12 protein-coding genes are annotated in these 10,616 nt (G+C 68.9%); 2 read left to right on the forward strand and 10 right to left on the reverse strand.

The genetic code is table 11. The annotated features are described in order from the left end of the window. Positions 1-233: 233 nt before the first annotated feature. From IF17_RS0107095 to IF17_RS0107115, 5 genes are all read right to left on the reverse strand, one after another. On the reverse strand, positions 234-1,505 hold the full coding sequence (locus IF17_RS0107095; RefSeq protein WP_030563264.1) for a cation:proton antiporter: 1,272 nt from the start codon (positions 1,503-1,505) through the stop codon (positions 234-236). A 2-nt stretch (positions 1,506-1,507) separates the two neighbouring features. Further along, positions 1,508-1,978 (reverse strand): cation:proton antiporter regulatory subunit, encoded by a 471-nt coding sequence (locus tag IF17_RS0107100; protein ID WP_030563265.1) that lies wholly within the window; start codon positions 1,976-1,978, stop codon positions 1,508-1,510. A 186-nt stretch (positions 1,979-2,164) separates the two neighbouring features. Then, complete coding sequence (locus IF17_RS0107105) at positions 2,165-2,800, reverse strand: ankyrin repeat domain-containing protein (protein ID WP_030563267.1); 636 nt, start codon at positions 2,798-2,800, stop codon at positions 2,165-2,167. Between the two features lie 27 nt (positions 2,801-2,827). Then, entirely contained in the window at positions 2,828-3,382 is a 555-nt protein-coding gene (locus tag IF17_RS0107110) for a hypothetical protein (protein ID WP_030563269.1), read from the reverse strand. A gap of 209 nt (positions 3,383-3,591) precedes the next feature. Next, complete coding sequence (locus tag IF17_RS0107115; protein ID WP_030563270.1) at positions 3,592-3,933, reverse strand: hypothetical protein; 342 nt, start codon at positions 3,931-3,933, stop codon at positions 3,592-3,594. 496 nt (positions 3,934-4,429) lie between these two features. On the opposite strand from IF17_RS0107115, the gene IF17_RS0107120 reads away from it, so the two are divergent. Next, positions 4,430-4,891 (forward strand): hypothetical protein, encoded by a 462-nt coding sequence (locus IF17_RS0107120; RefSeq protein ID WP_143660176.1) that lies wholly within the window; start codon positions 4,430-4,432, stop codon positions 4,889-4,891. 56 nt (positions 4,892-4,947) lie between these two features. Next, the gene (locus IF17_RS0107125; protein ID WP_030563274.1) at positions 4,948-5,370 is read left to right on the forward strand and encodes a hypothetical protein; all 423 of its coding nucleotides are present in this window, start codon (positions 4,948-4,950) and stop codon (positions 5,368-5,370) included. A 107-nt stretch (positions 5,371-5,477) separates the two neighbouring features. Here IF17_RS0107125 and IF17_RS0107130 read toward each other — a convergent pair whose 3' ends face one another. From IF17_RS0107130 to IF17_RS01000000136185, 5 genes are all read right to left on the reverse strand, one after another. Beyond that, positions 5,478-6,344 (reverse strand): hypothetical protein, encoded by an 867-nt coding sequence (locus IF17_RS0107130; protein WP_051883899.1) that lies wholly within the window; start codon positions 6,342-6,344, stop codon positions 5,478-5,480. Positions 6,345-6,609: 265 nt separating this feature from the next. Further along, a complete protein-coding gene (locus IF17_RS0107135) occupies positions 6,610-6,822 on the reverse strand; it encodes a hypothetical protein (RefSeq protein WP_032771777.1) in 213 nt (70 codons plus the stop codon). A 104-nt stretch (positions 6,823-6,926) separates the two neighbouring features. Continuing rightward, complete coding sequence (locus IF17_RS0107140; protein WP_030563280.1) at positions 6,927-8,177, reverse strand: helix-turn-helix domain-containing protein; 1,251 nt, start codon at positions 8,175-8,177, stop codon at positions 6,927-6,929. Positions 8,178-8,370: 193 nt separating this feature from the next. After that, entirely contained in the window at positions 8,371-9,441 is a 1,071-nt protein-coding gene (locus IF17_RS0107145; RefSeq protein ID WP_030563282.1) for a ParA family protein, read from the reverse strand. After that, positions 9,438-10,517, reverse strand: coding sequence for an ATP-binding protein (locus tag IF17_RS01000000136185; RefSeq protein ID WP_244890430.1), 1,080 nt, complete (start codon positions 10,515-10,517; stop codon positions 9,438-9,440). Before IF17_RS01000000136185 ends, IF17_RS0107145 begins: the two co-directional genes overlap by 4 nt. Positions 10,518-10,616 lie beyond the last annotated feature (99 nt).

The raw sequence follows: 10,616 nt of genomic DNA on the forward strand, positions 1-10,616 counted from the left end.
TGCGGTGCAATGCCGGAACAAAAGAAAACTCTACAGACGTGTAGAAGCTAGCAGGGAGGGCGGCCCCCCGCCCCGGGTTCACGGGGTCGGATCGACGCGCGGGGGCGAGTTCCGGACAGCACAACGGCCGGTCCGGACAGCCGTGGTGCCGGCGTCCCGGACAGCACAACGGCCGGTCCAGGCAGCCGTGGTGACGGCGGCCCCGAACCGGCCGGAGCAAGACATACGTCGGGTCAGTCGCCGCGCGCCTCGCCCGCATGCTCCGGAGTCAGCTCGTCGTGGTCGCCGAGCCGACGCTCGGGAGCGGCCTTCGGAGGCGTTTCCACCACCGCACCACCACCGGGCTTCACACCCCGCATGGCCTGGATCTTCTCGGCGAACGGCTGCGTCCACCGGGCGGTGAGCGGACCGACGATGACGAGAATGAGCACGTACGCGGTGGCCAGCGGCCCGATGCGCGGCTCGGTGGCCACGGCGAGACCGGCGATGACGATGGAGAACTCACCGCGCGCCACGAGCGTGCCGCCCGCCCGCCAGCGCCCGCGCGAACCGATGCCGGCGCGACGGGCCGCGTACCAGCCGGTGGCGATCTTGGTGAGGACCGTGACGACGGCGAGGATGGCGGCGGGCAGCAGCACCGGGGGGATGTCGGCCGGGTTGGTTGAGAGCCCGAAGAAGACGAAGAACACGGCGGCGAACAGATCGCGCAGCGGCGTGAGCAGCTTACGAGCCCCCTCCGCGACCTCACCGGAGAGCGCGATGCCGACGAGGAACGCGCCGACAGCGGCGGACACTTGGAGCTGCTGGGCGACCCCGGCGACGAGCACGGTGAGGCCGAGGACGACCAGGAGCAGCATCTCCGGGTTGTCGGAGGAGACCGCGCGGCTGATCAGGCGCCCGTGGCGCAGGGCCAGGTACAGCACGAACCCGACGGTGCCGAGCGCGATGACGAGGGCGAGGCTGCCACCGGCCAGGCTGACCCCGGCGAGCATGGCGGTGAGCAGCGGCAGGTAGACCGCCATCGCCAGGTCCTCCATGACGAGGACGCCGAGGATGACGGGGGTTTCGCGGTTACCGAGCCGCCCGAGGTCGGTCATCACCTTCGCGATCACGCCGGACGACGAGATCCAGGTGACCCCGGCGAGCGCGACGGCACCGACGGGCCCCCAGCCGAGAATCAGGGCAGCCACAGCACCGGGCGTCGCGTTGAGCACGAAGTCGACGGCACCGGACGGATACTGCGTCTTGAGACTGGTGACCAACTCGGACGCGCTGTACTCCAGCCCCAGCAGGAGCAGCAGCAGAATCACGCCGATCTCGGCGCCGACCATGGTGAACTCTTCGCTGGCCTTGAGCGGGATGAGCCCCCCGTGGCCGAAAGCGAGACCCGCGAGCAGGTAGAGCGGAATGGGCGAGAGCCCTATGCGCCCGGCGGCCCGGCCGATGAGCCCGAGCCCGAGAATGACGGCGCCCAGTTCCACCAGCAATGCAGTCGTGTCATGCACGGTCAGCCCTCCGCAATGATCTCGGAGAGCGCGTCGACGCCCTCACGCGTACCGACGGCGACGAGCGTGTCCCCGATGGCGAGCCGGAAGTCCGGCTCGGGCGAGGGGTGCGCGCTGTGCGTACGCAGCACCGCCACGATGGACGCCCCCGTCCGTGTACGTGCCCGCGTCTCCCCCAACAGCCGCCCACCGTAAGGGGAACGGGCCCCAAGCGGGATGTGCTCGGTGACCAGGTCGATGCCCTCGGTCCGTACGGCGTCGATGGGCGCGGGGTCGATGAGGTGGGCCAGCGCGGTGGCCTCGACGGTCGTCAGGGGCACCGACAACCGGCACGAATCGGGGTCGTCCTGTTCGTAGAACCCGATGAACCGCCGCCCGTCGTGGTGGACGACGACGGAGATGTGCTGCCCGGACTCGGTGGTGAAGTCGTACTGAGCACCCACTCCGGGCAAGGACGTGCGACGGGTTCCCATGACTGCCTCCCGAGACGTGCGTCGTGTCTCGGCGCACCTGGTGATCTCTTTATCCGGCCCATACCTTATCGGCAGGCCTGAAACCGTCCACCGTACGCAAACGGGCGCCTGGACGTTCGTTCGACGACTCTCGGAGGCCCCCCGGTGGCCCCCGGTGGCTTCCCGGCAGGGGACAGGAACCGGGCCTCATCCCGCGACCCCGGCAGCGCGCAGAGCGGCGAAGACGAGCGCGTACGTCTCCCGCTTCTCCTGCCGCTTCTGCTCTTCCCGCACGGCTTTCGCGTACCGCTCGGCGCCCGCGTGGGCTTCGCGCAGCGCCTTCGCGGTCGGCGTCGCTCCCCGGGCGAGCAGGTGGCGCACCATGCGTACGTTCCCGAAGGCGGCGGCCCACTCCAGGGAGGTCCGGCCCTTCTTCACCTCGCCGATGTCCGCTCCACGCCGCAGGAGCAGATCCACCATCTGCGGATGCCCGTGCTCCGTGGAGGTCGCCGCCAGCACCAGCGGCGGAAAGTTCAGCCGGCCCTGCGCGCCGGTGGTGGCTCCGGCATCGAGAAGGAGCTCCGCCACGGCGACGTACCCGTACATCGCCGCCAGACCCAGCGGCGTCACCTCGCCGTACGCGCCCGCCCTCTGCCGCGGGTCCGCACCGGCATCGAGGAGCACCCGGACAACGTCCACGTGCCCGGCATGCACGGCGAGGTCCAGCGCGGAACGCCCGTCTCCACCGAGGCCGTCCACCTCGACACCATCACTCAGCAACCGCGCCACCGCAGCGACGTCCCCGTCCCCTGCGGCGAGCGCGAGCCGATCCGGCACGTCCATTCACGTCCATCCCCGACCGAGGACGGATCAGTACTTCCCGTCGACCGGAATCCAGCCGGACCACGACTCGGGCTGGTAGAACTTCCCGGTGTCGCCGTCGTAGCGCAGGGCCCGCAGGCGTACGTTCCCGGTTTCGCGGTAGTCCTTGTTGCAGGTCGCCCAGGTGTTGACGCCGAGCTTGTTGATGCAGACCTCGGCGGCGCGCCCGTAGTCGGTGTAGACGCCGACGGCCGCGGACATGCCGTCCTTCTTCGTGTCGCCCGCCCAGACGACGTCGCCGTTGTGCTGGAAACAGCCCGTGACGCCGTAGGCGGCGGTCGATCCGAGGCAGGTGTTCGCCGGAGCCGCCTTAGCCGCCGCCGCTGCGGAGAAGGGGGCGTCCGCCGTGGGCTCCAGGGAGGGGACATCGGCCCCGGCTGCCGGAGCGAGGCCTTCGACGATCTTCACGTCCGCCGGCATCTGCACTTCCTGCAGATCCTCCACCGCTTCGTCGGCCGCTGCGGGCACCGCCGTGAGAGCCGAGAACGCAAGTGCTGACGCACCAGCGAGAACGCTCACCTTTATGCGCCAGTTTTCACGCATTTTTCACTACCCCCGCACCTGACTCCTGTTTAGAAGTCACCTATTGCTGAATGTGAACAGGATGTGAGGCTAAGGGATCTCTGCGCGCGGGGGAAGTTACCGAAGGTTTCGTACATAGAGACAGGAGGGGCAGGCACGCACCGGTGCCTGCCCCTCCTGCTGGGCTACTGCTGTACGGGCCTTCCTCTACGGGAGCTCCTGAGTGGGCCCTACTGAGCGTCGGGCGCGTCGCCGGCCGACTCCCCGACACTGATCTCGCCGAATGAGGGATCGACCGCACACTCCGCCGGAATCTCCTCGACCGGAACCGCGCACTCCGAGGGCCCCACCACACTCTGTCCGTCCAAGGTGGGCACACCCGCCCGCTTCCCCGTCTCGATACGCCCCGCCATGCCTTCCAACCCTTCCACCGGCGCGGACTTCACCGAGGCGGCGGGACCGGCGGGGGGCTGGGGGGTCTCGGCAGCACCCGAGGAGGACGAGCAGGCGGCCGCACCCGTCATGGCGAATAAGACGAGGGCGGCGGAGGCCGCGACCGTACGAAAGCGCATGAAGATCCCCCTACACGGACGCTGAAACGCCCGAATGGTCAGTTGATCTACGATGCCACAGCACGCGACGCGGAAGGCGCGGGAACTGTGAAGAATCGGAGCTGGTACGCGCCTCGCCGATCCTGCCAACTCACGGAATTCCGGCGGCCGGTGCGTCGATAAGGCGGCCATTGGACCTCCATTCCCTCATTCCGCTGCGGCCCAGCCGGTGGCGCGGCCAGCTCTCTTCGCGGCCCTCCCCCAGCCGGATCACGGCTCCCCTCGCCCGCCTGTGGGTTATGTGACGGGCGCTGGTGCGCAACGGTCATGGTCCGGTCACGTGCGCCGGACGGCGCGGTCACACACAGCTGTGAGTCTTCTGTCCGTCCCCGCGGTCGATACGGGGGAGACCGCGGGGCTCCGACCGGCACCAGGCGCTGCTCGTGCCGTCCAGCCCAGACCTCGCAACCCCGGCAGGTGCTCTCCTGGCCGGGCCAACGAAAGGCACACCATGTTCGTGCGGAAGAGCGCAGACCGGACGCGGACGGCGCGGCTGAGCCGGAACACCCGGCTCAGCCGGCGTGGGCTCGCTCTGGCGGGTGCGGGGGCCGCTCTGGCCACCCTGGTGTCCGGCACGCCTGCGAGCGCCATCGGCAACGGCGGTTGCACCAACATCCAGCAGGGCCTCGGTCTTCTCTGTGCGCGATGGGACGGCCAGTCCCACACCTACTTCGACACGATCCAGGGATCGTTCACCTCCACGCTGGGCGTCGGCAACCCGCGCATCCACGTGCGCATCCTGGACGCGCAGAACCGGGAGATGTTCAGCCGGGACCGCTCCTGGGGCGGCAACCGGCGCGACGAGACAGCCCGGTTCGACGTGACCGTGCTGATGCCCCGCTCCGCCTCGCGCGTCTGCGCCAGCCTCTACGAAGGAGGCGGCCTCGTCGACACCGCCTGCGCCCCGGTCTACTTCTGAGCCGCCCATCGGCTCGACGCTGCCTACCCGTACGCACCCGAAGGAGAAGTCCCACCATGAGGCATCGCATCGCCGCCGCCGCCGCGGCAGCCACCGGAATCATCCTGGCGTCCCTCACCGCCGCCCCCGCGTCCGCCGCCCCGGCCGTCGACCGCCAGAGGTGCCAGTCGGCAACGCTCTTCGTCAACCACACCCTGTGCGTGACCTTCCAGGGCGACCTGTACAACGCCGACGTCGTCAAGATGGACGTCCGCGCCTCCACCAGCACGGGCATGGGCCACTGGGAGCTGTACGGCCCGCGCGGCACCATCAAGAACAGCCTGGACGGGGAGTGGAGGAACCGTACGCACGACTGGTCCGGGTGGCAGGACGGTGCACACGGTGACCTGTGGTGCGCGGTGTTCTGGAAGGACATGGGAGGCGGGAGCGGCTACATCAAGGGCACCCAGCCCCTGTGCGTCACGTCCCGCGGCATCTGACCCCGCCCTCTTCGCCGTCTCCCGGCCCCGGTTTTCCGCACCACGCGGGACCGGCGCCGGGAGACGGCGCTGCGACGCGAAGTCCACGACGAGGTCGGCCCGGCCTGTCAGCGGCCGAGCCCGGAGACTTCCCCAGCCCGCTGCCGCAGTGCAGGCACGAGCTCCCGGTTGTCCCCCCGCTCGGCGCTCTGCAGGAGTTCGGTGATGACCACCAGTTCCGCGAAGCGCCCGGCCTCGCTCGCGAGGATGTCGGAGAGCTCCCTCCGTACGCGCTCCGCGGTCTCCGGCACCGCGAGGCTGTAAGCATGCAGCAGGGCGGAGTCGTAGCCGGCCGGGGCCATGCCCCAGCCTTCCCAGTCCAGGATGCTGAGTTGAGGCCCGGCGAGGTTGGCCCAGTGCAGGTCGCCATGCGCGGTGGACCAGGCGGGGGGAGCCGTGGGCACCGGACGGCCGAGAAAGGCGAGGTACTTCGGCATGGCCCGGTCCAGGTAGGCCTGGCGTACGGCTGTGCGGTCGGTTCGTACGGTGGAGAGGCCGCCGATGGCCGTACGCAGGCCGCTCCACCAGGCAGGCGTCAGACGGGGCACCTCACCGAGCACGGGAGCGGCGGATACGGCCCCGTCGGCAACGCAGTCGTAGAGCTCTGCCCGATAGACGTCATCCCCCTCCGCCCACTCCCGTACGAGGTGCAGACGGGGACGCGGCACATACCGGGGCACCAACCGCTCGGCCTCCTCCGGCCCGGTCCACAGCCTGCCTCCCGCCCTCTCCACCGAGCTGTGGACGACACGCAGCCACCCGGGCCCGTACGGACCGGTGGCGGGCTTACCAAGGGTGCGCCCCTGCCACCCCCAGGCTTCACGCGTGCCGCCGGATGCAGGAGGGCAGGGGACAGCCCCGAGCGCGGCGCACGCCACGGCATGAGCTGCCCGCATGCAGTCGAACACCGCCGGGTCGTCAGGTTCCGAGAACATCAATGACCCTTCCCAGGAGAGCCGCCGACGCGTCCGCCTCCCAGGCCGGCGACCGGGTACGGCCGGCAGTCGGAGTGACCGAGAGGATGGAACCAAGTGTCCGGGCGCGCGCCGGACATGGAAGCGGAGTTGTCGAGCCTCTCCGCTTCACCGTCGATCAGGGGTTTGTCGCAACGGCCGCAGAACTGGCCTGGAGGCAGGGCGCGCCCCGGCCTTTCTGGAGCAGGCAGGACTGGATCCCCCGAGGACGGTCCATGGGCGATGGTCACAACGCCGCCCCCTCTTCCCGTACGAGGCAGCCCGCACCATCGGCGCAGGCGCGCGGGAACCAGGAGTAGGCCGCACCGTCCGCCGGGGTCACCCGCTTCTCCCCGAGATCCACGTCCGCGCCAGGACTCAAGGGTGCCCGGCACCGGACGCAGTGCCAGCCGCGCTGCTGCTGTTCGGTCAGTTGGCTGACCGGCGGTAAGTCCCTCATGGGTACGATCGCTTTCCTGCTGGTGGACGGTATGTCCAGACCGTAGGAGCGCTCACGCGGAACGAGGGGCAGGATTCCTGCCCCTCGTCCAGGCGTTCGTCCCGCTAAGCGGCGAGCAATCCCAGCTGCCCGGCAAGGGCGGCGGCCCGCTGCCTCCGCGCGGGAAACTTCGACTCGGTCTCCTCCAGCACGATCCGGCGGGCGTAGCCGTTGTACCGGATCGTCTCCGGAGCGGCCTGGTGCGCCCGCTCCAACGTGGCCAGAGCCGTCTCCGGCTGCCCGTCGAGGTGGTAGGCCCGCGCCTCCTCGATCCGGTGACGGGCCAGCCTGGGGCGGGACGGGATGGCGGTCCGGTCTGCGGCGACGGCCTGCCGTACGGACTCACCGCCCGCCCGGAGTTCAACGGCCACGGTCACCGCGTGGGCGCCCATGATGGCGTGGGAGAAGGAGGTCACCGGGTGGTAGTAGCCGGGGTCCAGCTTCTTCGCCGTCCGCTGCGCCTTGTCCCACCACCTCCACGCCGTCCCCGCTTCGCCACGGCGGGCGGCGGTGTACCCGGCCTCGAACTGAAGCGCCCCCGTGATCGCGCGTACCCGATCGTCGGCCTCGGGCAGGAACCGCTCCAGGTGAGCAAGCGCCCCCGTGGTCATCGCGTCCGCAGCGTCGAAGTGCGTCGGCCCGGTGTCCCGGTGAGCCTGCGCGGCAAGCCAGGCGGCCACCCCGAGGGCATGCGGGTCCTCGGATTCCTGCGCCGCGACCATGCCCCGCTCGGCGATACGCCAGAGGAGAGCGCTGTCGGGCTGGTAGGCCACGAAGAACTGGGCGAGGGAGTACGTCTCGGAAAGCACGGCCTGAGCAGCCCGCCTTTCCGCCGCACGGTCCGACTGTCGTACGGCGAGCTGCGCATCCCGGATGAGCCCGGGGAGCAACTCCCCGAGAACCTCGCGGTGGTTGGCCGTACGGTGCCGGGCGGCCCAAGCCCTGGCCAGCCGGGCAGCGAGGTGAGAGGCGGAGGGCGCCTCTTGATCACCTTCCAGCGTCAGGGCGTTGACCGCATCGCGGACTGCGGGAAGCCGGGGGTGTCCGGGACCGATGAACAGGCTCACGGGCGGACTCTGGTCGCCGGTGAGGTCGGACAGATCCCGCACACGGAGCAGCTCGGCGATACGAAGGATGAGGGGGAGCCGCGGCATGCCGATCTCCCCCCGTTCGACCTGCTTCACCCAGGAGGGCGACATCCCCAGAAGCCCAGCCACGGTGGGGCGGCTCAGACCACGCCGGGTACGGAGGATCTGCATGCGTTGCCCGAACCCCAGAGGTTCGGCGTACGGGTCCGGGGTAGCGTCCTTCGGCATGGCTTCGCCCCTCTCTGCACAGCTCGTCACTTCAGGGTAGGGCGCAAGTGCCTTTGGTGGACGCATAGTTCTCATCGCCCTACTGGCGTCACTCCCTCCACGCCGCTCGACAGCGCGGTACAGGAAGAGGAGCAGACCTGAAGGCCGCGCCCGATGTTCTCGAGTGTTAACGAGCCGCCACGAAAAATCGAGGCTAACTCGGGTCGGCCCCCGCCGATGGCCGACCCTCCTCCAAGGGCTCGCCAATCCGTGCGAGCACCTCGCGGGACAGCGTCTGGAACTCCTTGAAGCAGGTCTTCACGTACTGCTGGGTACTCCCCAGGGCGCCGTCGGCCGGCTTCAGATCGAACATGGGCTTCCTTGCGTCGTGCGCCAGAGGCATCAGGCTCCGGTAGTTCCGCATGGTCGCAATGCGATGCTCGTCGTTCTCGCGGACGGGCTGCGCCTCGTTGAGAACCGCCGAGGAGTAGACCCAGGGAATCCGTTTAAGCCACCGCTCGTACGCCTTGACCGGCCGGTCTAGGCGCATCTCCGGCTGCATGATCACGTATCCGAGGGGGCGCATCTCGGCTTGGGGTGCTGAGATGTTCTGCGGCACCCTGGGGAGGACGAGCTGCTGCCAGTCGGCACGCCACTGGCGCAGCGTCGGTCCCAGGTTGCTGAGGCCCTTGAGCGAGAACAGGTCTGCGGCCAACGGCATCAGTACCGTGTCGGCGGAGATCAATGCGGCTCGGTTGATCGCTCCCAGGTTGGGGCCGACGTCGATCAGCACGACGTCGGCGTCGACGGCCCGCGCCGCCTGCTCCATGATCCGGTGGAATGCCGTCGAGGTGCGGATGGCCGCGATATCGCCCGCGTAAGCTCGGGACCATTCATTGGACAGCTTGTCCTCGAAGCGGCTGAGATCGAGGCTGCCTGGCAGCAACCAAAGGTCCGGCTGGAGCCTGACAGGCTCGACAGCCGCGATGTCCCCCGTACCCTCGAGGATCGGACGGACGGCATCGGCGATGGTCTGGCCGCTGCGAACCCGTCCGACCCCAGGAAGGCCCGCTGGTACCGCGCCCTGATTGATGAGCTCGGAGGGGTTCTCCCAGAGCTCCTCAATCTCCGTCTCGTCCAGGCACATGGAAGTCAGGTTCGCCTGCGGGTCCAGGTCGACGGCAAGAACACTCAGGCCGAGGCGCCGGATCATGTGCGCCAGGTGGTAGGTGAGGGTGGTCTTCCCCACGCCTCCCTTGTTGTTGAACAGCGCGATCGATGTCATGCGGCCCTCCTGACCACGACGACCCACGACGAATCGTCCACCTGGAACTCGGCGGGCGGATTCCCGTTGTCCTCCAGCGCCCTCCTTACTCGCCCGATGCCCCGGCCGAACCGGTTTACATACCCGAGCCCCTTCATCGCTGCTGCCAGGGACGGATTGCGGTAGTCAGTGACACGGTCGAAGTTGTCGCCCCGGACCTGCCCGAACGGTCCGCCAGGGTTGGTGATCTCAATTCGGTCATCGAACCAGACGATCCGAGTCGGCGCGTAGGAAGTCTCGTAGTTTCGGTGCATGAGCGCGTTCATGCACAGCTCACGCAATGCATCGAGCGGGTAGTCCGGGTGGGGTGTCTCCCGGAAGCCGTCCTCCGCGAGCCTCGTCCGCAGATTACTGCGCATGAGGGGTTCCAGCCGGGCCGAGAGTCCTACCAGGTTCTGCCGGAGTTCCTGCTCATCCACGATCGGGGCGTCGAGGTCAAGACCCTGGTAGCGGACGAACTGTACGTAGGCCCCGGGTACATGACTGGTGGGGTCGAATCCAACCGCCAGCAAACCGAGCGTAGTCGGCGTGCCGCCAGGGGTCATGAGGTGTAGTGAGGAGAGCTGAAGGTCGATGGGGCGGCCGTTCTCCTCAATGACGTCCGGGGCGACCATGGAAGGTAGATACGACTGCCGGAACACATCCAGATCCAGGTCATCGACGCGGGCCAGCTCCATCGGGTGCGTATCGAAGGGACGGTCTTTGACTCGCCGCCGCTCAGCGAGAACCCGCTCGTCCTCCCGGTTGGCCTTACGCGTGGTGGGCCCAGGGCGAACCCAGATGACACCGTCGAACCGCACCGGCGGGGTCGTGGACGCGGTCACGTGGAGCCGGACGACAGGTTTGCCTCGGTAGACAGCCCGATCAACCGTGAGGGACGGGCGGTCGAGGATGAGGCCGGAGTCCCGGATCTCGGTGAGCTGGAGGAGCGCGCGATCGCTCAGGTCGACGTCGTCGACGGGCATACCCTTGTCGTCCACTCCCACGAGGATGTCACCCCCACCACGACCACTCAGGTCGTTGGCCAGAGCGCACACTGAACCGCTCCGGGATCGGTGGAGGCTCTATGCGTTGACTCCAGCCGCCGGTTGGGGCTGGTGTTGAGCGTAGTGGTTGGTCTCGTGCTCGTGGGGCGG

Source organism: Streptomyces cyaneofuscatus (genome assembly GCF_000718135.1).
GTDB lineage: Bacteria > Actinomycetota > Actinomycetes > Streptomycetales > Streptomycetaceae > Streptomyces > Streptomyces cyaneofuscatus.

What these genes read in the sequence shown, in the direction of transcription:
- IF17_RS0107100 (WP_030563265.1), bottom strand. Translation starts at nt 1,978, where the DNA reads ATGGGAACCCGTCGCACGTCCTTGCCCGGAGTGGGTGCTCAGTACGAC.
- IF17_RS0107105 (WP_030563267.1), bottom strand. Translation starts at nt 2,800, where the DNA reads ATGGACGTGCCGGATCGGCTCGCGCTCGCCGCAGGGGACGGGGACGTC.
- IF17_RS0107110 (WP_030563269.1), bottom strand. Translation starts at nt 3,382, where the DNA reads ATGCGTGAAAACTGGCGCATAAAGGTGAGCGTTCTCGCTGGTGCGTCA.
- IF17_RS0107115 (WP_030563270.1), bottom strand. Translation starts at nt 3,933, where the DNA reads ATGCGCTTTCGTACGGTCGCGGCCTCCGCCGCCCTCGTCTTATTCGCC.
- IF17_RS0107125 (WP_030563274.1), top strand. Translation starts at nt 4,948, where the DNA reads ATGAGGCATCGCATCGCCGCCGCCGCCGCGGCAGCCACCGGAATCATC.
- IF17_RS0107130 (WP_051883899.1), bottom strand. Translation starts at nt 6,344, where the DNA reads ATGTTCTCGGAACCTGACGACCCGGCGGTGTTCGACTGCATGCGGGCA.
- IF17_RS0107135 (WP_032771777.1), bottom strand. Translation starts at nt 6,822, where the DNA reads ATGAGGGACTTACCGCCGGTCAGCCAACTGACCGAACAGCAGCAGCGC.
- IF17_RS0107140 (WP_030563280.1), bottom strand. Translation starts at nt 8,177, where the DNA reads ATGCCGAAGGACGCTACCCCGGACCCGTACGCCGAACCTCTGGGGTTC.
- IF17_RS0107145 (WP_030563282.1), bottom strand. Translation starts at nt 9,441, where the DNA reads ATGACATCGATCGCGCTGTTCAACAACAAGGGAGGCGTGGGGAAGACC.